23 protein-coding genes are annotated in these 21,627 nt (G+C 41.2%); 2 read left to right on the top strand and 21 right to left on the bottom strand.

Translation table 11 applies throughout. The features are described 5' to 3' along the window. Positions 1-325 precede the first annotated feature (325 nt). The 4 genes from ACTNES_RS08960 to ACTNES_RS08975 form a co-directional block, all read right to left on the bottom strand. On the bottom strand, positions 326-2,050 hold the full coding sequence (locus ACTNES_RS08960) for a hypothetical protein (protein WP_291816542.1): 1,725 nt from the start codon (positions 2,048-2,050) through the stop codon (positions 326-328). Positions 2,051-2,121: 71 nt separating this feature from the next. Next, positions 2,122-3,609: a glycoside hydrolase family 127 protein gene (locus ACTNES_RS08965; protein WP_291816552.1), complete on the bottom strand. Its 1,488-nt coding sequence runs from the start codon at positions 3,607-3,609 to the stop codon at positions 2,122-2,124. Then, positions 3,587-4,549: a tRNA dihydrouridine synthase gene (locus ACTNES_RS08970; protein ID WP_291816543.1), complete on the bottom strand. Its 963-nt coding sequence runs from the start codon at positions 4,547-4,549 to the stop codon at positions 3,587-3,589. The genes ACTNES_RS08965 and ACTNES_RS08970 overlap by 23 nt, the downstream gene beginning before the upstream one ends. A 338-nt stretch (positions 4,550-4,887) precedes the next feature. Further along, a complete protein-coding gene (locus ACTNES_RS08975; RefSeq protein ID WP_291816545.1) occupies positions 4,888-5,544 on the bottom strand; it encodes an HD domain-containing protein in 657 nt (218 codons plus the stop codon). A gap of 276 nt (positions 5,545-5,820) precedes the next feature. On the opposite strand from ACTNES_RS08975, the gene sigK reads away from it, so the two are divergent. Then, positions 5,821-6,450: an RNA polymerase sporulation sigma factor SigK gene (gene sigK, locus ACTNES_RS08980; protein WP_216460632.1), complete on the top strand. Its 630-nt coding sequence runs from the start codon at positions 5,821-5,823 to the stop codon at positions 6,448-6,450. 37 nt (positions 6,451-6,487) lie between these two features. On the opposite strand, the gene ACTNES_RS08985 is transcribed toward sigK, so the two are convergent. The 9 genes from ACTNES_RS08985 to mtaB form a co-directional block, all read right to left on the bottom strand. Beyond that, complete coding sequence (locus tag ACTNES_RS08985; RefSeq protein ID WP_291804023.1) at positions 6,488-7,711, bottom strand: peptidase U32 family protein; 1,224 nt, start codon at positions 7,709-7,711, stop codon at positions 6,488-6,490. A gap of 5 nt (positions 7,712-7,716) precedes the next feature. After that, positions 7,717-8,361, bottom strand: coding sequence for an O-methyltransferase (locus tag ACTNES_RS08990; RefSeq protein WP_216460630.1), 645 nt, complete (start codon positions 8,359-8,361; stop codon positions 7,717-7,719). Further along, the gene (locus ACTNES_RS08995; RefSeq protein WP_216460629.1) at positions 8,358-8,762 is read right to left on the bottom strand and encodes an endolytic transglycosylase MltG; all 405 of its coding nucleotides are present in this window, start codon (positions 8,760-8,762) and stop codon (positions 8,358-8,360) included. The genes ACTNES_RS08990 and ACTNES_RS08995 overlap by 4 nt, the downstream gene beginning before the upstream one ends. Positions 8,763-8,781: 19 nt before the next feature. Next, complete coding sequence (locus tag ACTNES_RS09000) at positions 8,782-9,126, bottom strand: YlbF family regulator (protein WP_216460628.1); 345 nt, start codon at positions 9,124-9,126, stop codon at positions 8,782-8,784. A gap of 1 nt (position 9,127) precedes the next feature. Next, positions 9,128-10,876, bottom strand: coding sequence for a ribonuclease J (locus ACTNES_RS09005; protein ID WP_291808605.1), 1,749 nt, complete (start codon positions 10,874-10,876; stop codon positions 9,128-9,130). A gap of 151 nt (positions 10,877-11,027) precedes the next feature. After that, complete coding sequence (locus ACTNES_RS09010) at positions 11,028-11,285, bottom strand: DUF1292 domain-containing protein (RefSeq protein WP_291808552.1); 258 nt, start codon at positions 11,283-11,285, stop codon at positions 11,028-11,030. Between the two features lie 12 nt (positions 11,286-11,297). Further along, on the bottom strand, positions 11,298-11,720 hold the full coding sequence (gene ruvX / locus ACTNES_RS09015; RefSeq protein ID WP_291816548.1) for a Holliday junction resolvase RuvX: 423 nt from the start codon (positions 11,718-11,720) through the stop codon (positions 11,298-11,300). A gap of 1 nt (position 11,721) precedes the next feature. Continuing rightward, on the bottom strand, positions 11,722-11,994 hold the full coding sequence (locus ACTNES_RS09020) for an IreB family regulatory phosphoprotein (RefSeq protein ID WP_020994102.1): 273 nt from the start codon (positions 11,992-11,994) through the stop codon (positions 11,722-11,724). A 363-nt stretch (positions 11,995-12,357) separates the two neighbouring features. After that, a complete protein-coding gene (gene mtaB, locus ACTNES_RS09025) occupies positions 12,358-13,689 on the bottom strand; it encodes a tRNA (N(6)-L-threonylcarbamoyladenosine(37)-C(2))-methylthiotransferase MtaB (protein WP_216460625.1) in 1,332 nt (443 codons plus the stop codon). A gap of 326 nt (positions 13,690-14,015) precedes the next feature. Between mtaB and ACTNES_RS09030 the strand changes: the two genes are divergently transcribed. Next, positions 14,016-14,252 carry an HPr family phosphocarrier protein gene (locus tag ACTNES_RS09030; RefSeq protein WP_008707401.1) on the top strand — a complete coding sequence of 79 codons (237 nt, stop codon included), beginning with the start codon at positions 14,016-14,018 and terminating at the stop codon, positions 14,250-14,252. Positions 14,253-14,557: 305 nt separating this feature from the next. Here ACTNES_RS09030 and ACTNES_RS09035 read toward each other — a convergent pair whose 3' ends face one another. From ACTNES_RS09035 to ACTNES_RS09070, 8 genes are all read right to left on the bottom strand, one after another. After that, on the bottom strand, positions 14,558-15,028 hold the full coding sequence (locus tag ACTNES_RS09035) for a hypothetical protein (protein WP_216460624.1): 471 nt from the start codon (positions 15,026-15,028) through the stop codon (positions 14,558-14,560). Then, entirely contained in the window at positions 15,025-15,486 is a 462-nt protein-coding gene (locus tag ACTNES_RS09040; RefSeq protein WP_291808575.1) for a DUF3990 domain-containing protein, read from the bottom strand. Before ACTNES_RS09040 ends, ACTNES_RS09035 begins: the two co-directional genes overlap by 4 nt. A 10-nt stretch (positions 15,487-15,496) precedes the next feature. After that, positions 15,497-15,697 carry a hypothetical protein gene (locus ACTNES_RS09045; protein WP_291808578.1) on the bottom strand — a complete coding sequence of 67 codons (201 nt, stop codon included), beginning with the start codon at positions 15,695-15,697 and terminating at the stop codon, positions 15,497-15,499. Positions 15,698-16,295: 598 nt separating this feature from the next. Beyond that, complete coding sequence (thiI, locus tag ACTNES_RS09050; protein ID WP_291808581.1) at positions 16,296-17,477, bottom strand: tRNA uracil 4-sulfurtransferase ThiI; 1,182 nt, start codon at positions 17,475-17,477, stop codon at positions 16,296-16,298. A gap of 27 nt (positions 17,478-17,504) precedes the next feature. Continuing rightward, positions 17,505-18,659: a cysteine desulfurase family protein gene (locus tag ACTNES_RS09055; protein ID WP_441039140.1), complete on the bottom strand. Its 1,155-nt coding sequence runs from the start codon at positions 18,657-18,659 to the stop codon at positions 17,505-17,507. Between the two features lie 210 nt (positions 18,660-18,869). Further along, positions 18,870-19,616: a 16S rRNA (uracil(1498)-N(3))-methyltransferase gene (locus ACTNES_RS09060; RefSeq protein WP_216460621.1), complete on the bottom strand. Its 747-nt coding sequence runs from the start codon at positions 19,614-19,616 to the stop codon at positions 18,870-18,872. 4 nt (positions 19,617-19,620) lie between these two features. Beyond that, positions 19,621-20,574 (bottom strand): 50S ribosomal protein L11 methyltransferase, encoded by a 954-nt coding sequence (prmA, locus tag ACTNES_RS09065; protein WP_291808586.1) that lies wholly within the window; start codon positions 20,572-20,574, stop codon positions 19,621-19,623. 187 nt (positions 20,575-20,761) lie between these two features. Next, positions 20,762-21,475, bottom strand: coding sequence for a phosphatase PAP2 family protein (locus tag ACTNES_RS09070; protein WP_291808589.1), 714 nt, complete (start codon positions 21,473-21,475; stop codon positions 20,762-20,764). Positions 21,476-21,627 lie beyond the last annotated feature (152 nt).

The following is a 21,627-nucleotide window of genomic DNA, read 5'->3' on the forward strand; positions in this document are numbered from 1 at the left end:
GGCTCCTTTGTTTGTATTATTAATGGCTTCGAACACCTTAATTTTACCACAAATGGATGCTCTTTTTTCATTCACTTGATAGGTGAAAAGCAATATACTGTTAAAACACAGTAACTATGCGGCTTTCAGCCGGTTTCACGGCTGTTCCGCGAATAATCTAGGTTCAGTTAAGCAAAATTCTTAAAAACTATCTTATATTTTCATAGCATAATCACGATATATTTCTGCAGATAAAAAATCCGCCAACATGACCAACTTACCTAATCATGCCAACGGATTTACAATTTCCAACGCCTCTTCAGAAAATTTTTTGAACAATCCCTTTTCAAATTTTATTCTCATATTTCTTTCTATAATTCTTCGGAGAAATCTCCATATACTTTTTAAAACAGTTTGAGAAATATATCTCTGAGTTGAAACCTACCAGCTTTGAAATTTTCCCGAGATCTCCATACTTCTCTGCACTTTCGCCTCTGCCGCTTTCACATAGAGCTCCGGCTGTCGGGCCGAATCCTGCATTGTCGTAAAAATGTTCGGTAATCGCCGCTTTATAAGTTTCTGTCTCAGCGGCAACTCTGTCCATTACTTTCTCCCAGAGAGACTGGATTTTATTATACTTTTCTGTCATTCCTTTGGCTTTAAGTTTGTCAAGAAGTCTCTTGAAGTACAGAAAATATACGCCCAGCATCTGTGCCTCTTCCTTACCGCGTTCTTCTTCGTGAAGATCCGGATTTACTCTTAATTCGAATACATCTGCAGCCCATTCCAGATAGGTATCTGCAGTATTTAATGCTAAAGCACTGTCGTCAAACTCTGAAAGCAGATAAAACAAATGTGTGATATATTCGAAATCCATACAGCGGTAGAAATCGCCGTACAGTTTCCTCGGTTTCCTAAAATCTCCATCGATAAACCATTTCGAGCGCACATAATTAACTGCACACTTCTCTACTTTCTGCACCTGACTGGCATCCAGTTTTCCAAAAATATTCTTCTGCAAAACAAGGTTTGCCTTTCCGAGAGATTCTCCCTGATTGGAGACTGGTTCAAAGGCATATGGAGGATTTTCATTCTCATTATGGTACAGGCTATCGCAGATATATTCTACACGTTCCTCAATCACTTTGTCGATTTTGTCCATCACATTCAGGACTACGAAATCCTCTGTATTGTCTGTAAACCTGATCACGACTTTGTGTTCACCCATGGCAGCAAGCTTGAATATCAAATTATATTTTTCTGTTTTCACAGAGACTTTACAGTTCTCTGTATTTTTGCACCTTTTTGTGTCTGTACAAATCTTTGTGTCTTCACATATTGCTTTTTCTTCGTATACTGCTAGTTCTTTACATACCGCTGATTCTTTGCATACTGCTGGATCTTTGCATACCGGGATGGAAAGTTTCTTAATAAGATTACCTTCCTTATAATGAGCTTCTGCACTGGCTATCTCAAGTCCTTCCGGCACTTCTACAGATACCCTCGTACCCTCCCCGATAATGTTCAGCGGAGTGTATTCTACTCTCGGGTGTTTCCATTTGAGACCTTCCTGATAGAAGTCATTTTCACCCTGATTCACGCTGATCACGTACTCCCAGATTTTGGTTTCCCCGGCTTCCAGTATAAATCCGTCTTTCTCATAAATCCAGTCATTGTTCTTAAAGTCCTGCGGATATCCGCCTGCCAGATATAACTTATGAAACAGCATACCATCCAGAGAAGGAGAGACATTCTCGAAGAAAAGATTTTCATAGTCGCAGTAAGTTCCGACTGATTTTGTTTTTCCTTTCACCTGATAGAGTCCGAGATTCGTGCCTGTTCCGTCTCTTCTTACCATACTTAACTTTGTATAGTCTGTAGAGATGGATGGAAAAACTGCTGCTGAATTATGAATATTTCTGAGCACATTCTTATCCCGGAACATCACATATGCAAACGATACCCAAATACCAAAGTCTGTGATCTGAATCTTCTTTTGTATATTATTTTCAAGTTCAATCTTCCAGAAAAGTGCTTCCGCATCTACACTCAAGTCATAGATTATTTTCACTTTAAATTTTTCAAAAAAATACCCCTTATCAGATCAGGATTGTTTTCCTGTCTGTTTAAGGGGTATCTTATTTACGGTCTGAGTTCTTTCATCCACACAAGCATTTCACCCTCTCCTCTGTTATTCCAGTAAGGATACGGGATTGCTGTCAGTTCTACGTCTTCCAGCTGTGGTTTCTGTCCGCTGTACAGGCTGTTAGAAACAGAGGATTCTACAATCTTCTTTCCTCTGGCTTTTACAGTCACGATTCCGCCAAAAAGATCAGATTTCTCTTCTTCCAGAGCTGTATCTGTGTCCACAAAAACGGCCGGAAGATTTTGTGAATTATCAATTTCTTCCAGACAGTATACCAGCGGTCCACGAACAATTGCTGCTTTTCCCGAATCTGCACGTACCTGTGGATTCGCGTAAACAAATTTAGCCGGTGCTGCAAAGCTTACTTCTATTCTTGTGTCTTTTTCTACATGAACTCTGCGGTAGCCTTTTTCCAGTTCTTTATTTTCTTCATACATATTTCCGTCTGCTGTTACCTGATAATCCTGTGCATAATCCGGTACACGAAGCAACAAATCCATTTCTCCTTCCGGTACATTCTTTATTTCAAGACTATAAGTATTTACCCACGGAAATTCTGTCTGAAGTTTCACGGAAATCTTGTTTTCATTCCAGTCGAGTTCTGTCTCATTGGATACAAAGAGATTAACATATAACTCTTTTTTCTTCGAGTTCTCTGCATAGATATACTGTCCGAGAGATGCAAGTGTTCTTGCAATATTCGGAGGACAGCATGCCACGCCAAACCATTTTTGACGGATTGGTTTTACATGTTTCTTCGATGTTCCTTCCATGCATGCAGGCGGCCATACTTCCAGAGGATTTACATAGAAAAAGCTCTTTCCATCCAATGCGATTCCCGCAAGAACGGTATTATACAATGCACGCTCAGCCACATCAATGTACTGACTTTCTCCTGTGATCTGTGCCATTCTCAGGCCAAACAGAGCCAGTCCGATAGATGCACAGCTCTCAGGATAGCCGTGGATCTTGCCTTCTTCTGTTCCAAACGTATCACAGATGAGATCTGCAAATTTGCTCACGCAGTCCAAAAATTTCTTCTTTCCTGTTCCTTCATAATAAGCAACTGCTGCCTCGATCAGATGTCCTGCTGTGTATAATTCATGTCCTTCACAAAGATCTGTCCAGCGTTTTCCCGGCTCTTTGATCGTATAATATGTATTAATATATCCATCCTCACACTGCGCTTCTGCAATAAGGTCGATCACTTCATCTGCTGTTTTTTCCAGTGCCTCATCCGGATAGCATGCCAGGGAAAAGCCAACTGCTTCCAGCCATTTCGCTACATCTGTATCCTGAAAAACAGCCCCGTAAAATTCCCCTGTCTTTCTACCTGCTGCAATCTCAAAATTCTCCAGACAATGACTGGATTCCGCATCAGGGATCCTGTCATTCATAGCCTCCCACTGATATGGAATGATCGCATTTCTTACCAGGTCTACGTGTTTGGACCAGAACGGATCATGAATGGAAATATTTTTCAGATTCTCTGATCAATTGCTCACAGCTGAACAGTTCCCTGACTGCATTTTCATACACTGCACATTTCTCGGCTTTCTTTATCTTTTTCGCATATTTCTTATTATTGGTAAACATTGGTGCCAGATAAGACCATAATTCTTTCATACGGAACAGAATATTTCTGTCTCCGGAAAGATCTTCACAATATTCCTGGTACATGATATCATGGAACCTGCGTATTTCCTCTTTTGATGCAGGTGCACCACCGCGAATTTCTCTTGCCAATGCCGGATTCTTCAAGGTTCCTCTGCCTGTCATGATACAGTCCAGTGTTGGAAACATTTCTTTTAATCTGGTGCAATTCTCTACAGTGACAATATCCCCGTTGTAGCACACCGAGCTGTTTGCGCGTTCCACTGCCTCTCCGAATGTTTCCAGACGAGGCGTATTTTTGTAATAATCTTTCTGTACTCTTGCATGAACGATCAGTTCTTCCAGTGGATATTTGTTATAAATCGTCAAAAGGTCTTCAAATTCTTCCGGATCATCCATACCCAGGCGGGTCTTAATGGAAATTTTCATATCACATTTATTAAAAATCTCATCCAAAAATTTGTCCAATTCATCTGGTCTGTCCAGAAAACCTGCACCTCTGCCTTTCGTCACAACCGTCTTTGACGGGCAGCCGAGATTCAGGTTTACTTCATTGTAGCCATATTCCTGCAGAGTTTCCGCTGTCTGGATAAAATCCTCTGCATTCTTTGTCAGGATCTGCGGGACTGCATACATGCCTTCATTATTCTCAGGCATGATGTCTTTCTTTTCTCTGGTGCTGAGATGGCCTTTCTGGTTTGGAAGAATGAATGGGATAAAATATTTGTCAAAACCTCCAAAGCACTGGTAAAGTGCTCTTCTATATGTGTATCCTGTAATTCCCTCAAGAGGGGCTAAATATATTTTCATGTATTTCTCCTATTGTATTGTAGTCAGGCAGGTAAAATCGTCCGCTTCATAACCTGCTCATGATCGAATAACTGTTTTTCAGTTTTTGGTCAAGCGGATAAAATCATCCACTTCGCTACTTGCTCATAACCAAATAACTGCTCCGCAGTTTGGTTAAATTCTTCATTCATTATACTGTAGTCATTCTGATTTCTCAATGCACATTTAAAACATCCGCTACAAAAATCAATATAAAAAAAGAGATACTTTTTTACGGACATCTCTTTCAATAAATTTCTCTATTTTCATCTATTCTCTTTTAATTTAAATGAGTCCTGGACGAAATGTACTACGCAATTCTACAAAACTTTCCGTCCATTTACTGTCAGCTTAAAAGTTGTTCCAAGTATTTCCGCTGATTTTCTGCAAAGCATCATACGTTCAAGGAAGATTTCGAAATAGTCATACATAGAACAGATATTTTCATCAATCTGAAGATTCAATGCAATAACTGACTTATCTTCCGCAATTTTCAGTTTGGAATCTGTAACTGCATAATTTACACGGTCATGAATATCATATGCTGATTTTTCCTTCTGGCGTACACGGCTTCTTCTTACATCTGTTTTATCCGCTATGATAAGTGCTGCTGAAATGACATCCTCAGGACTTCCAGTTGATTCATCATGATTACCAATTGCTGCAATCACTGTTATTCTGTCTTCCAGAGACATATCGGTTTCTTTCAGCAGATCATTTGCAAGAAGCGCACCATATTCTGCATGATGGGTTCTGTTGATCACATTTCCAATATCATGCATATATCCTGCAATCTTTGCAAGTTCAATTTCATGTTCTGAATATCCCATCCGTTTCAGGATTTTTCCTGCCTGATGTGCTACCTGTACACAATGCGCTTTCGAATGATCTGTAAAACCAATCTGGCCCAGGTTTTCATTTCCTTTCTGAAGATATGCGTTAATCTCTTTATTATTTTCTATTTCTTTGTATTTCATATATTATTTCTCCTCTTCTGATGTCTCGGAATTTTCTTATTGCATCCTTTATTCTTTTTACTTAATCTGATGTTATATTCTGAATTTCATTAATCATCTGTTCCAGATTATTAATGCCTGAACACAATTCTTTTTTATCATAACAGCAAAAAATAAAAACTGCTATCATACTATTGTATAGAGTCGGTAAAATAACTGTAAAAGGTAAAAGCAGGAAAAGCACAAACATCCTGTCCTCGACATAAACTATATAGAAATCCCCTTCGAGGTAAGCATTTGAAGGCTTTTTTGAAACCTTTGTCCCTATCCCAGGAAAAATATTATCTTCAAAAGTATCAGGAGGGTGATTCTCAGGCAAAGAATATCCTGATCGAGCATAATCTCCGGCTGGTCGCCCATGTGGTGAAAAAGTACCAGGGAACCGGTGAAGATACAGACGATCTGATCTCAATTGGTACTATCGGACTGATCAAGGCGGTTACTACTTTTAATCCGCAGAAATCTTCAAGATTATCTACGTATTCTGCAAGGTGTATAGAAAATGAGCTGCTGATGTACTTCAGGTCTAAAAAGAAACATTCAAGGGAAGTGTCGCTGTATGAACCGATTGGAACGGACAAAGAGGGAAATGAGATTAATCTGTTGGATGTGATCGAGAGTACGCCGGTAGATATTGTGGAGGATTGTTATATAAGGGAAAATACTTCTTATCTTCTGAAATCTCTGAAAAAAATCCTGTCTGATAAGGAATATCAGGTGATCTGTTACCGCTATGGGCTGTTTGGCATGGAAGAGGAAACTCAGCGTGAGATTGCCCGGAAGCTGTGTATCAGCCGTTCTTATGTCTCCAGAATTGAGAAAACAGCTCTGCAAAAGCTTCGCGGACTTTTTCCCCAGATACAGTAAACGCAGCCAACGTTAACTTTGTTGGCTGCGTTTATTTTTATTCTGCTCTTCTCAATAAATCATAAACCTGGATTTCTGTTCCCAGATCAATGAACAGTTTCTGCTGTGCGTGAGGTGCACTCTCCATTGGATTGCCCTCTTCATCATAGATTCCCTTTACAACAATAGATACGTTCTGTCCGTCTGGTTTCATGATCTCGATGGTTTCACCTACAGAGAATTTATTTCTCTGAGTGATCTGTGCATAGCCGCGTTCATCTACTGCCTCTGCAAAGCCCAGATAAGTATATTCTTTCTGATAAGTGTTATTGTCGTAGATCTGTGTATTCTCATCCGGTTTTCCATAGAAAAATCCGGTTGTAAACTGTCTGTAAGTACAGTTGGAAATCTGTTCCTGATACCATGGCATGTTTGCCTGATATTTCTCAGGACTCTCCATATAGTCGTCGATTGCCTTGCGATAAGTTCTGGCAACAGTTGCTACGTAGAGTGCGGTTTTCATACGACCTTCAATCTTCAGGCTGTCGATTCCGCTGTTTATGATATCGTCCATATGCTCGATCATGCAGAGATCTTTTGAATTAAAAATATAAGTGCCTCTCTCATTCTCAAATACCGGCATATATTCTCCCGGACGTTTCTCTTCCACGATGGAATATTTCCAGCGGCACGGATGAGTACAGGCTCCTTGATTTGCGTCTCGTCCTGCCAGATAATTGCTGAGCAGACATCTTCCGGAATAGGAAATGCACATAGCTCCATGAATAAATGTCTCAATTTCCATATCATCCGGGATATGCTCTCTGATCTCTCTGATCTCAGCAAGAGAAAGTTCTCTGGCTGTTACTACACGTTTTGCTCCCAGATTGTACCAGAAACGATAAGTTTCATAATTGGTATTGTTCGCCTGTGTACTGATATGGCGCTCGATCTCCGGACAGATTTCTTTCGCATACATAAAGATTCCCGGATCAGCGATGATCAAAGCATCCGGCTTCAGTTCTTTCAGTTCTGTGAGATATTCTCTGACACCCGGCAGATCATAATTGTGAGCCAGGATGTTTACCGTTACATAAACTTTTACCCCGTGCTCATGAGCAAAAGCGATTCCCTCTTTCATATCATCATGAGAGAAATTCTTTGCTTTGGCTCTCAGTCCGAAAGCTTCTCCTCCGATATATACTGCATCTGCTCCGAAAATAACAGCAATCTTTAATACTTCAAGGCTGCTTGCCGGAACCAGCAATTCTATTTTTCTCATATTGTTCACTCCTGTTTCACACTGACTGTAACCCCGTCTCCCAACGGAATGATCGAAGTTATCAGGGATGGATTATGTTTCAGTTCATACAGATACTCTCGCATCCGTTTATATATGGTTCTGTTTCTGCGCTCCACCAGATAATGAGATTCTATGATATCTCCCTCCTGAAGCACATTGTCGGAAATAAGAACGCCGCCCTTTTGCATCAGACGCATCACATCAGGAAGCCAGTTGATATACTGTCCTTTTGCGGCATCCATGAAGATCATATCAAAAGGACCTTCCAGTTCTTTTAATATCTGTCCTGCGTCTCCTTCCAGCAGAGTGATCTGTGACTCACGGCCGGCTTTGCGGAAATTCTCTTTTGCAATGGGAATTCTTTTCTCATAATTCTCAATGGTAACGATTTCCAGATCCTGCGGGCCATATTCACACATAAGAAGTGTGGAGAAGCCAATGGCTGTCCCCACCTCCAGAATACGTTTCGGCTGGTTCAAAGCCAGAAACATCTTTATAAAACTCTGCATTTCTCTTCGGATAATAGGAACCCGTTCTCTGATGGCATACTGTTCCAGTTCCTCCAGAAACGGTGTATTTCCCATATCCAGTGAATTGATATAGGTACGCATTCGTTCATCAACTATCACGAATCACTTACCCCTTCCTGTTCGTCATCTCCTGCCAGGATTCCCATAATACGGTTCGGTGTATATGCAGTACTTAAGAGATAAGTTCCCGGCTGAAGCTTGCCATGGTAAGCAGACAATCTCTCCTGCACATAAAATACCGGTGCACTCTTGACAAGACCTTTCTTCTGAAGAGTTTTGGCAATCTTATACAGGGAAGCGTCTTCTTTAATTACTACTGTGACTTCCTGTCCCTCTCCCGGGCTCATGGCCTGCTGGTTAAAGACATCATGTCCGAACTGGAATGAAGCTCTTCCCACCCAGAAAAGTAGCACTACCACACAAACATAAAGTGCGATCTTAAAAAATACTCCAGCTACAACAACGCCTGCCGCACCTGCACGTTCTTTGGTATCACTCATAATTTATTTCCTTTCATAGTTACGCAATCGGCACATCCATGTCAATGCCTTCTGCTACTTTCACGCAGATCCTCTGCATCATCTTGCAAAGCGCAAGTTCTGCATCCAGATAAGCATTTACCAGTGGATGTCTGCGCAGTTCTGCAGATTCTTTTCCCATCTGCTCTACAACTTCAAACAGATTGTCGGAATCGCATTCATTCTGGACTCTGTAGTTATCCGCTCTGAATGCATCTACTCTTGCTTTCAGTTCCGGATCCTTTTCCAGAAGTTCACTCTGCTTACGAAATTCCAGATATTCCGGACTCTCTTTGATTGCCTCTAAAAGTCCGTTAATACTTTCCTCTATTGTGTTTGGTTCCATTTTATGCCTCCATGATAATAGGCAGGATCATCGGACTTCTCTTTGTGCGTTTCCATAAGAATTCGCTAAGCGCATCTTTTACTACTGTTTTGATCTTGCCCCAGTCTGTGATATTGCGTTCCAGACAGGAATCCAGTGCATTCTCTACTACTTCTCTCGCATGATCCATCAGATCCTCGGATTCTCTTACATATACGAAACCACGGGATACGATGTCCGGTCCTGCAAGGATCACATTGCTGTGGCGCTCTAAAGTTACCACAACGATCATGATTCCGTCCTCAGCAAGATGCTGGCGGTCACGGAGAACAATGTTTCCTACATCACCAACGCCAAGTCCATCCACAAGAATGGCTCCGGTGTGTACAGTTCCTGTCACCTGTGCACTCTGGCTGTCAAGTTCCAGGATATTACCGGATGCAAGAACAAAGATGTTCTCTTTCGGAATTCCAAGTTCCTCGACTACATTCTTCTGAGCTGTCAGGTGTCTGTACTCGCCATGAACCGGGATCGCATATTTCGGTTTTACCAGAGAATAGATCAGCTTGATCTCTTCCTGGCAGGCATGTCCGGAAACGTGAACATCCTGGAAGATAACTTTGGCACCTTTCATGGAAAGTTCGTTGATAACCTTGGATACGGCTTTCTCATTTCCAGGGATCGGATTGGAACTGAAGATAATAGTATCATTCGGCTTGATCACAATCTTCTTATGGATATTTGCCGCCATACGGGAAAGCGCTGCCATGGATTCACCCTGGCTTCCGGTTGTGATTAGAACTACCTGCTCATCCGGATAGTTCTTCACCTGGTCGATCTCGATCAGTGTCTGATCCGGGATACGGAGGTATCCAAGTTCTGCTGCAGTTGTGATAACATTTACCATACTGCGGCCTTCTACTGCAACCTTACGTCCGAAACGGTATGCAGTATTGATGATCTGCTGTACACGGTCTACGTTAGACGCAAAAGTCGCGATAATGATTCTGTTTGTCTTATATTCATTAAAAAGATTATCAAATACATGACCGACAGAACGCTCGGACATAGTGAAGCCGCTTCGTTCAGCGTTGGTACTGTCACACATCAGTGCCAGTACACCTTTCTTACCAATCTCAGCGAAACGCTGCAGGTCGATCGCATCTCCAAATACAGGTGTGTAATCTACTTTGAAGTCACCGGTGTGAACGACGATACCAGCCGGTGAATAGATTGCAAGTGCAGATGCATCCTGGATACTGTGGTTTGTCTTGATAAATTCAATGGAGAAATCTCCAAGGTTGATGACCTGTCCATGTTTTACTTCTTTTAACTTGGTGGTGCGGGTCATATTGTGTTCTTTCAGCTTGTTTGCGATCAGAGCAATGGTAAGCTTTGTGGAATAAACCGGTACATTTACGTCCTTGAGTACATATGGCAGTGCACCGATGTGATCCTCATGTCCATGTGTGATCACAAAACCTTTTACTTTGGAAATATTCTCTTTTAAATAGGTAACATCCGGGATTACAAGATCGATTCCCAGCATGTCATCTTCCGGGAAAGCAAGTCCGCAATCTACTACTACGATGCTATCCTCGTACTCAAATGCTGTGATATTCATTCCGATCTGCTCCAGACCGCCAAGTGGAATGATCTTTAATTTGGATGTTGGTTTCTTAGATCTGCGGGAAGCATTCTTTACAGAATCCTTAAACGGTACTGGCTTTCCACTCTTTTCTTTGTCTGCCGGTGCTTTACGGTCCTGCATCGGTTTTCTTCCATGAGAGTTTCTGTGCTGTGGTTTGAATTTATAATTCTTTTTATACGGTCTCTTATATCCGGACTGTCCCTCATGATTCTCACGCACTTCATTACTAAATTGGTTGTTATTTTCGTTACTCAAGCATTACACCTCCATGCTACATTTCAAGGTCTACGTCATCTAACATCTGTTCAAATACTTTAAAAACTGCCTGCAGTTCGTCCTCGTTCTCGACCATCTCATAGCAGGCTTCCTGACTGTCATCTTCTGACACATCTTTAAAAATATAGGCCGTCGCCTCATCGTCCATAGAGTCAGATACCAGAAGATAAGCCGTTCCTCCGATCCTGGTCTGCTCTTCTACATAAAACTCCGCTACTGTTCCGTCCTCGAGCTGAAATTTGATTTTTTCCATTTGTTTATTCTCCTAACAGGACAGGGAATCCAGATATCCCTGTAAAATAAAAACAGCAGCCAGCTGATCCAGATACTGCTTACGGTTCTCTCTGCGCACACTGGCTTCCATTAAAGTACGATTGGCTTCTACTGTAGTCAGACGCTCGTCCCACATGATCACTTCAAGACCTGTGCGTCTCTCCAGCATCTCTTTGAATTCCAGTGATTTCTGGGCACGTTCCCCAATCGTATTATTCATGTTCTTCGGATATCCAAGCACGATCTTCTCCACGTGATATTCCGAAACAAGTTCTTCGATACGGGCAAGTGTCTGGCGCAGATGGTTCTCCTGTTTACGCCAGATTGTCTCTACGCCCTGAGCGGTGAGTCCCAGCGGATCGCTGATAGCTACACCGACTGTTTTTGATCCATAATCTAATCCCAGGATTCTCATATCAGCGTTCCCAGGATTTATTCTTAATATACTCGTTTAAAAGTTCCTCTACCAGTTCATCTCGCTCTACTTTCATGATCATGCTTCTTGCGCCTTTGTGACTGGTAATATAAGTAGGATCTCCGGACATAATGTATCCAACGATCTGATTGACCGGATTGTATCCTTTCTCATCCATTGCTGTGTAAACAAGATCCAGTACTTCTTTTACCTGAAGTTCCTGGTCTGGTTTTGTTCTGAAATATTGGGTATTACCCAGATTGTTCTCTGCCATTTTATTCACGTCCTTACCTGATTTATTGTTGCAAAGTCTTTTAATTGTTGCATCTGCTGTTATGATGCTATTTTCAATAATTTTTCACTTTGCTATGTATTGCAAGTTTCGTATGATAACTGTTCAGTGCGAAATTGTCATTACTGAATAGTTATTTCGTATACAATACACATATATTCTTCTATATTTTAATATAATTCCACGTATTGTGCAACCCAAATTTACTGCTGACTCTTCCACTACTTACAAACATATTACTATTCACTCTGTGCCCAGCAACACACTTCGCTGGATATCACCAGTAAACAGTAACACAAACATTCATTATTATTCGAGAACCAACAGTATAATTTTCTAAAAAATTTATTCTACTCCCAGAACCTCACCTGTCAATGTATGCTCTTCCAGGAATTCTTCCGCTTTTACAGTAACGATGTCATTCACACCGTAGTTGTCCTGTTTCTTTACTGCTGTTTTAATATATTCCATGCTGTGACCGATATACCACTGTTCTCCGTTAATTTCTACTACTTCCTCCAGAAGTACTTTCAGTTCACTGCCGAGCATGGATTTCTCATATTCTTTTGCATGCTGTTCATTTAAAGCAAGCATCTTGTCGCTTCTGACAGCTTTCTGTGCTTCTGTAAGCTGTCCGGACATAGCTGCTGCTTTTGTGCCGTGACGGCGGGAATATTTGAAAATGTGGGTTTCGTAGAAGTGAATGCCCTCTACAAAATTATAAGAAGCCTGGAAATCTTCCTCTGTTTCCATCGGGAAACCAACGATCACATCTGTGGTAAGTGCAGGATTTCCCAGATATTTTCTCAGAAGTTCACATTTCTCTGCGTATTCTACGCTTCTGTACCTACGGTTCATTCTCTCCAAAGTGATGTCGCATCCGCTCTGCAGAGACAGATGGAAATGCGGGCACATTTTCGGCAATGCAGCGATGCTCTTTGCAAATTCCTCGGTGATGATTCCCGGTTCCAGGGAGCCAAGACGGATTCTTTCAATTCCCTCAACTTCATGAACTGCCTGGATCAGAGACAGCAGTGTTTCTTTCTCTTCTGCCGGGAAATCTACTCCATAAGAGCTCAAGTGAATTCCTGTCAGAACTACTTCTTTGTATCCCTTAGCCGCAAGTGCACGGACCTCATCCATTACATGTGCGATCTTACGGCTTCTGACACGGCCTCTTGCGTAAGGAATGATACAATAGGTACAGAACTGATTGCAGCCGTCCTGAACTTTAATATATGCACGTACATGCTCTGCAGTATGGTCGATCGCCAGTTCTTCATATTCTTTTGTCTGATTGATCTTAAGCACATGTTTCTGTTTGGTGTGCTGTTGCTCATATTCCTCAAGTACCTGAACAATATTTCCCTTCTGGTTATTTCCAAGGATCAGGTCTACTGCCTCGTCCTTGTCCAGCTTGCCCTCGTCAGTCTGCACATAACAGCCTGCTGCAATTACGATAGCATCCGGGTTCATTTTCTTTGCTTTGTGCAGCATCTGTCTTGATTTACGGTCTGCAATGTTGGTCACTGTACAGGTATTAATTAAATATACATCAGCGCCTGGCTCAAAAGGTACGATCTCGTAGCCTGCCTCTTCCAGGAGCTGCTGCATGGCTTCTACTTCATAGGCGTTTACTTTACAGCCTAAGTTGTGAAGTGCAACTTTTTTTCCCATTCTTTCCTCCTAATTAGTTTTTCTGTTTTTTCTGTTTTTATAATTCTATACTTGCATACTCATTTTCTGTAGTCTGGACTTTGTATACATGCTGACATTTTGGAAACTTATATGCTTACAGAATAGATTTTGTTTTTGCTTTAGTTATTGTTCATTTTCTACAAAACAGTCTGATATTTTAGCACTGTTCTACATTTTCACTAAATCTTTCTGGAAATTTTATCCGTTTTCACCTTGACTTTTATGAATGCTGCCGTTAAGATGAAAACTGTAAGCTGACAGGCTATTAGGTCAGCAAATAACTATTATTAAGGGAGGTTCTCATAATGAAAACAGTTAAAATTTCACTGAACTCTATCGATAAAGTGAAAGCATTCGTTAATGAAATCAGCAAATTCGACTGCGATTTCGATTTAGTATCCGGAAGATATGTAATCGACGCAAAATCTATCATGGGTATTTTCAGCCTTGATTTATCCAAACCGATCGACTTAAACATCCACGCTGATGGCGCTGCTCTTGATACCGTTATGGCAATCGTAGGCAAATACGTTACAGAATAATTTTTCGCAGTCATTGAGGAACTGGTAAACAGTTCCTCTTTTTTTGTGCCACCGGTTTTTTCTGCCGCCAATCCATTATAACTATCGTGAAAATATTTGACAACCTTTATTTTCACCGCATCGCGTTAAACCAAACTTCTTTTTCCTGTAATAAACAATAAATTTTTTTACTTCTTCTGACTGTATCAATATGCTCATCTTTTCGAAGCCTTCCTGAAGCTTAGGCTTACCACATCTACAATCATAGTTTCAAAACCATTCTCTTTCATATTTGTCGCCATTAACTAATGCGCCTCCTTTTTCAGTTAGAATCCACCGTTTTGATATGCTCTTGCAATCACATATGATGGCTCATAGAATGCACTACAGTTATAATTGTCAATTACATCACAGATTTCATTGTTATATACCCTGATTATCCCTTCTACAAAATCTTCTTTTGAAGTTAATGTATCTCTTATCAGACGCTGATATACAGCTCCCATATCCAAAGGTGAAGGAATAATTGAAGCCATCTCTTTGTCAACTGCTGTAATATCATAATCTCCAGTTTTTAAATCATAATCACTTATCCAGTCTTCTTCTACCTTTAATGGATTTTCGCAATGTAATACATTTGCACAGCTAAGCAGATGATATAAACCATCTCGTCCAATTGTATTTACAACATACTTATTTTTCTGTTTAATGTGTCTTGCAACACGCTCTATCATATAACATACGAAATAAAGATCATTCGATTCTATATCTTCGTCTGGAAAGTATTTATTCTTCATAATGTCTCACTCCCTTCAAAAGTCAATGTTTTCAGTGCTGCTTCTGTACAGAACACAATCTGATGGGTAGGATAATTAAATCTTACCAACCCCCAGAATGCATCTCTTGGGATTCTTCCATCAATGAATCCTTCCACAAAGTTCCAGATTTGATCGTCTGCCATAGGTCCTTCCACAATGTCATAACTATGTTCAATTCCTCGTCTGCAGTCTGCCACAAAATCAAGCCACTCATCTGTTATCTCATTAAATGTCAATATCTTTAATTCTGTATTTCGCGTATATTCATAATGATTTACTACAGATGCACCTTTTCTTGTCATTGCCCACCGCTTTGCCTGTTTTTCAAAACTGGTACAGTAAAATCCATATCCAAAATCCTTGTAAAAACCATTTTGGAGAATACGCGGAATCGATACTTCTACATTACTTCCATGATACACAATATTCTTTTCCATCTGTGGCCTCCTATTCTTCCATACTTTCATCCAGATTTTCTTCATCTAAGTCATCTTCAGAATCAATTATGTCCGTTTCATATGTAGGAATCTTGACATCCCTGACATCTACCTGACCTGTAACTACATCTGCTATAAGTTTTGTCCGAAGTTCTTCGACAAGGGTGATTTTTTGTTCAAGCTGAGATGCTTGTTTGCTAAAATTTAACAATATTTTATCATTCTAATACCAAAATTTCAATCCACTCCGGCTTGTTCAGTAAACTCCTGAAATGAATTTTTTAATTCCGCCACCCATTAGCCGATAGAATTTACTCTCGCATAGTAGGCATTTACTCTTTCACATAATAATGTTATGGTTGTATCTCTTTCTGACAGCAGTAAGCGGACAACCTTATCTCTATCTTGACCGTTCCGTATCTGTTCCCGGCGCCTTTGTAAATCAAATGCTTCGTGTATGAATGGAGCAGGCTGACAAACTGGAAAACGGTGAAATCAGCAAAAAAGAATATGATGAATGGAGATATAAGTACCCGGAACTAAATATCTACCAGAGACATGCCAAAGTGCCTTCTCAGAAATTGAGTGATTACCTTGTACAGGCTTTATTTGATAAGAAAAAGAAACAAAAGAAAACCTTACCGATATTCAGTTTTTTACTTCTGAAAGTCAGTAAGGTTTCTTTATATAGGTTAAAAAATAAAATTTTTATCTTTTGAATAACCACAAAATGTTGCCATTTTGTCGCCAAGCACTAAGCAAATTTGTTTGTACCACACATAAATACTGGCGTCTTGTGATTGTGTGGATTATTCAACTTCAATAATCTCAACAGTCTCCAGCGCTGTTTTCATCAGCTCATCAATCTTCTCTTCCAGCTTAGTTTCGGAACGGTGGATTACGTTCAGGTTTGGTTTGGTTACCGGGTGTTTGGCTACGAAGATGGTACAGCAGTCTTCGAATGGCTGGATGGATGTCTCGTAGGTTCCGATCTCCCAGGATCTTTCAACGATTTCCTGTTTATCGAAGCCGATAACCGGGCGGTATACAGGGAGGGTGCAGACTTCGTTGGTGGCTGCGAGGCTCTGTAAGGTCTGGCTGGCAACCTGGCCAATGCTTTCTCCTGTGATCAGACCGAGGCATTTACTTTCTTTTGCAAAATGTTCTGCAATACGCATCATGTAACGGCGCATGATGATAGTCAGCTCGTCATGTGGACACTGGTCATAGATGTAAAGCTGGATATCTGTGAAGTTTACCACATGGAGACGGATCGGTCCACTGTATTTTGCTACCTGTTTTGCCAGGTCTACAACTTTCTGTTTTGCTCTTTCGCTTGTGTATGGCGGAGCATGGAAGTATACGGCATCAATCTTAACACCACGTTTTGCGATCATGTAACCAGCTACCGGGCTGTCGATTCCGCCGGAAAGGAGAAGCATGGCTTTTCCATTTGTACCGATTGGCATTCCGCCTGCGCCTTTGATGGTCTGGGAATATACATAGATCTTGTCACGGATTTCTACTGAAAGAGTCAGGTCCGGTTCATGTACATCTACGCTTGCATCCGGGAACTCATCCAGGATACGGCCGCCCAGTTCTGCACTGACTTCCATGGATGTGATCGGATAGGATTTCTTTGCTCTTCTTGTGTATACTTTGAAGCTTCCGTTGTAGTTCGGGTGGCAGTTCTTCATATAGGAAACTACGTCCTTTGCCATCTGCTCGAATCCCTGATCTTCGTAGATCACTACAGGGCAGATTCCGACAATACCGAATACATGCTGCAGGGCTTCTACAGTTTCATCATAGTCATACTGCTCCGGACAGAATACATAGATTCTTCCCTGTTCTTTCTTTACTTCAAATTCTCCCTCTACTTTGGAAAGGGCAATGTTCATCTGCTTTACAAGGGCATCTTCAAAGATGTATCTGTTCTTTCCCTTGATAGCGATTTCAGCGTATTTTATTAAAAATGCGTGGAATATCATTTGTTTCTCCTTCTCTTATTTTAATCATTATCTGCGTGCATAGCGTTTCAGCATCGGCAGTACTTCGTTCAGAACTTCCAGGCAGTAGTCAACTTCTTCGAATGTATTCTCCTCTGAGAAGCTGATACGTACAGTGTTCTCGATCTGTGCATTGCTCATTCCCATTGCGGAAAGTGTTGCGCTTGGTTTTCTCTTATGGCTGGAGCATGCGCTTCCTGCTGATACGTAAATGTTTCTGTCCTCTAAGGTATGAAGCAATACCTCGCTTCTGATTCCCAGAAAGCTGACGCTTAAGATATGCGGTGCGCCCTCTCTTACAGGCATTCCGTTGATCACTACGTCATCAATCTTTGAAAGTCCCTCTGCCATGCGTTCTTTCAGCTGGTAGAGATGTTCTACTTTCTCGTCAAAGTTCTGGTACATCATCTTTGCAGCAACGCCAAGTCCTGCGATTCCCGGTACGTTGTCTGTTCCGGAACGCATGCCGTTCTGCTGGCCGCCGCCAAGAATCAGCGGCTGCACTTTTGCTTTGCTGTTGATGTACAGGAATCCTACTCCCTTCGGTCCGTGGATCTTATGTGAGCTGACGGAAAGGAGATGGATGTTCCATTTCTTCGGATAAATGCGGTATTTGCCAAATGCCTGAATTGCATCTACATGATACAGTGCTTTCGGGCACTTCTCCTGGATCATGGCACCGATTTTCTCTACAGGCATAACTGCACCAGTCTCATTATTTACCATCATTGTAGATACGAAAATAGTATCCGGTCTTAATGCCTTCTCCAGTGCATCAAGCTTTACAACGCCCTGCTCATCTACAGGAAGAATAGTTACTTCAAATCCCTGTTCCTGAAGAAAGGCTACCGGCTGGCTGACTGCGGCATGTTCTACTGCAGTTGTGATGATGTGATTGCCGCTTCGTTTATTGGCAAGTGCACCACCGATCAGAGCTAGGTTATTGGACTCTGTTCCGCCGGAAGTGAACAGGATTTCTTTGTCTGTTACTTTCAGTATCTGGGCCAGTGTTGTGGCAGATTCTTTGACATACCTTTCTGCATCTACACCTTTCTGGTGCATGGCAGATGGGTTTCCGAAATCTTCCATCATTGTTTTTACCACGATGTCCTTTACTTCTTCGAAGCAGCGGGTCGTGGCTGAATTATCAAAATATGCTTCCATTTTTATTCTCTCTTGTTTCTATATATTATCATGATGTCTCTAAATTACTTTATTCCCTATAGTCTTAAATATAAATCATATTAAACCTAATAATTGAAACTTCATCTTTAATACATTTCATACCAGTTCAACACTTCACAAGTATAAAATACACTAAAGTTTGTTTTTGACGATGGAAATAAGTATTTTTTAACATCCTGAATATCTCATTTATTCATTCTCCAGTTGGAACATCAGCACTGACAAAATCGCCAATCCTGCTGTCTCAGTTCTGAGGATTCGTCTTCCAAGTGTAATTGCATGTGCACCTGCTTCCAGTGCTTTTGCTACCTCCTCTTCCTCGAATCCGCCTTCTGGTCCGATAAAGATGCCGATAGACTGTCCTGGTTTGATCTCGCCGAGGATTTCTCTGGTTTCTTTCATTCCTTTTGCAAGCTCATACGGAATCAGCTTTACATCCAACTGTTTTGCAAATTCCAGTGCCTGTTTATAGGTCATTACTTCATGAATCTCCGGAATCAACATTCGCTTGGACTGCTTTGCTGCACTCTCTGCAATCTGCTGCCAGCGGGCTACTTTTTTCGCGGCTTTCTTCGCATCCAGTTTTACCACACATCTCTTTGTCTCTACTGGAATTATGGAAAAAGCTCCCAACTCTACTGCTTTCTGGATGATCAGTTCCATCTTGTCTGCCTTCGGCAATCCCTGAAAGAGATAGATTTTATTCGGCAGTTCATATTCCGGCTCCTGGGCATAAAGGATATGAAGCAGTACTTCATCCTCCCCCAGTTCTTCAATCTGGCAATGATACTCTTTATTTCCACCATCACTGATCCAGACATCTTCACCGCATTTCATACGAAGAACATTCTTAATGTGATTTACATCTGTCCCATTGATATGGATACGATGTTCCTCTTCCTCAATCTGATAAGGTTCCACAAAAAAACGCTGCATAGGATCAGTCCTTTCTTGCTGTTACGGAAACCCACTCGCCCTGATGTGTCACTTCTACGACTGTCAGGCCTGCCGCTTTTACTGCCTCTACCACAACTTCTTCTTTCACGTCAAGAATACCGGAAGTGATGTAGTAAGCGCCTTTCTTCATCTGATTTACAATTACAGGAGTCAGCGGGATCAGAACATCAGCAAGGATATTAGCTGTTACGATATCGTATTTCTCATATCCTGCCTGATCCTGGATTGCTTTGTCATCAATGATGTTTCCGATCACCATATCAAAGCTTTCATCTGCGATCTGGTTTGCTTCTTTGTTCTCTGCAACCGCCGGAATTGCGCATGGGTCAAGGTCTGTTCCCAGAACATGTTTTGCGCCAAGTTTCAGGGCAACAATGCCAAGAATACCGCTTCCAGTTCCTACATCAAGCATCTCTGTATCCGGTGTTACATATTTCTTTAACTGACGGATTACAAGCTGAGTCGTCTCATGCATACCTGTTCCGAAAGCTGTACCCGGATCAATGTGGAGAATCATTTTGTCCTTATCTTCTGCTTTTACTTCTTCCCATGACGGTACGATAAGAATATCGTCTACATAGAACTGATGGAAATACTGTTTCCAGTTGTTGATCCAGTCCTTATCCTCTGTCTGGGATTCTTCGATGGTAGCTTCTCCAATGTCCATAAAATTCTTCAGATCATCTAATGCTTCACGAACATCTTTCAGGATTGCTTCTTTGTCTGCATCTTCTTCCAGATAGAAGTTCAGATACGCAATGCCATCATCTGCAGGACCTTCCGGCATAATGTCTACAAACATCTGAGCTTTGTCTTCCTCTGTCAGAGGCTGTTTGTCCTGGATTTCTACACCTTCAATGCCGACTTCTGCGAGTGTGCTGATGACGATATCTTCTGCTTCTGTTTTCGTTTTTACTGTAAAACGGTTCCACTTCATATATTTGTCTCCATTTCTTTTATCTTATATATTTATTACTTAGTTATCATTTTTAACAGGAAAAACTGTCTGCAAAACTTTCCAGCTATATCAAATCTTTTTTTAACCATAGTCTTCTCAGACACCCTGCAATCCTACTTAAAAACTTTTCTGCCAACGATTAATCAAGTCAAACAGATGTTTCCAATCAGTTCTTCTTTTTATTCTGGTTATACATTCCGCTCACTTTTTCAAAAAAGTGCCTAAACATTTCATGACGTTTTCCTTTGCTGTAAAATCTCCACGCCAGTTCCACCATCCCCACTCCCGCAATGGCATCCACCAGATAATGTTGTTTCAACACCTGCGTGGAAATAATGATCAAAACTGCAAAAATCAGTGAAAAATGCTGATACCATTTCGGAATCTTCCCTGACTTTCTGACTCCGCGCCAGCTCAGCCAGCTTACGTAGCAATGAATGGACGGAAATAAGTTCGACGGGCTGCTGCCACCGTCTACCAGATAAACCATCCTGAGGATCTGCTCAGACCATGTGCTGCCTGAAATCTCAGGTCTTACATTCGTAGTCGGTAAAATAAGAAAAATTACAAAGCATGCAATATGCACCGTCAAGTCTGTTGCCACAAAGCGATAGAATCCATCTTTTCCCCTTTGCGCTGCCAGAATATAGTTTGCTGCCCAAAACGGAAATGCCAGAATATAAATCCAGACAAACTGTGGAATCAATGGCACTGCTCTATCCAGTGATGAGGTAAAGTCAAAATGATATCTGCTGGCTGTCAACATACCGCTGCCCCAGTAAATCAGACAGTTCAAAATAACAATGCTTACCAGTGGCAATATTGCCCATGTTGGGAGATATTTCTCCCGAAAATCTCTGATTTTCTCTTTTTTAGTCAAATATCTCTCCATTTCTCAGGAAACTTTTATCCTGCTAAACTGTTATGAACCTGTATCATTTTCAACTATCGGAAATACTTGCATCTGTAGTCTTTTATTCTATCCCTTTTTGAGGTCATATAATCATTGCGACTTCTCTTCTGCATTTTACC

The organism is Blautia sp. HCP3S3_D9 (assembly GCF_052063845.1).
GTDB lineage: Bacteria > Bacillota > Clostridia > Lachnospirales > Lachnospiraceae > Blautia_A.

Coding starts and splice junctions, on each gene's coding strand:
- ACTNES_RS08970 (WP_291816543.1), bottom strand. CDS start 4,549: ATGAAAATATATTTAGCCCCTCTTGAGGGAATTACAGGATACACATAT.
- ACTNES_RS08975 (WP_291816545.1), bottom strand. CDS start 5,544: ATGAAATACAAAGAAATAGAAAATAATAAAGAGATTAACGCATATCTT.
- ACTNES_RS08985 (WP_291804023.1), bottom strand. CDS start 7,711: ATGAGAAAAATAGAATTGCTGGTTCCGGCAAGCAGCCTTGAAGTATTA.
- ACTNES_RS08995 (WP_216460629.1), bottom strand. CDS start 8,762: ATGAGTGATACCAAAGAACGTGCAGGTGCGGCAGGCGTTGTTGTAGCT.
- ACTNES_RS09000 (WP_216460628.1), bottom strand. CDS start 9,126: ATGGAACCAAACACAATAGAGGAAAGTATTAACGGACTTTTAGAGGCA.
- ACTNES_RS09005 (WP_291808605.1), bottom strand. CDS start 10,876: ATGCAGGACCGTAAAGCACCGGCAGACAAAGAAAAGAGTGGAAAGCCA.
- ACTNES_RS09010 (WP_291808552.1), bottom strand. CDS start 11,285: ATGGAAAAAATCAAATTTCAGCTCGAGGACGGAACAGTAGCGGAGTTT.
- ruvX (WP_291816548.1), bottom strand. CDS start 11,720: ATGAGAATCCTGGGATTAGATTATGGATCAAAAACAGTCGGTGTAGCT.
- ACTNES_RS09020 (WP_020994102.1), bottom strand. CDS start 11,994: ATGGCAGAGAACAATCTGGGTAATACCCAATATTTCAGAACAAAACCA.
- mtaB (WP_216460625.1), bottom strand. CDS start 13,689: ATGGGAAAAAAAGTTGCACTTCACAACTTAGGCTGTAAAGTAAACGCC.
- ACTNES_RS09030 (WP_008707401.1), top strand. CDS start 14,016: ATGAAAACAGTTAAAATTTCACTGAACTCTATCGATAAAGTGAAAGCA.
- ACTNES_RS09035 (WP_216460624.1), bottom strand. CDS start 15,028: ATGAAGAATAAATACTTTCCAGACGAAGATATAGAATCGAATGATCTT.
- ACTNES_RS09040 (WP_291808575.1), bottom strand. CDS start 15,486: ATGGAAAAGAATATTGTGTATCATGGAAGTAATGTAGAAGTATCGATT.
- thiI (WP_291808581.1), bottom strand. CDS start 17,477: ATGATATTCCACGCATTTTTAATAAAATACGCTGAAATCGCTATCAAG.
- ACTNES_RS09055 (WP_441039140.1), bottom strand. CDS start 18,659: ATGGAAGCATATTTTGATAATTCAGCCACGACCCGCTGCTTCGAAGAA.
- ACTNES_RS09060 (WP_216460621.1), bottom strand. CDS start 19,616: ATGCAGCGTTTTTTTGTGGAACCTTATCAGATTGAGGAAGAGGAACAT.
- prmA (WP_291808586.1), bottom strand. CDS start 20,574: ATGAAGTGGAACCGTTTTACAGTAAAAACGAAAACAGAAGCAGAAGAT.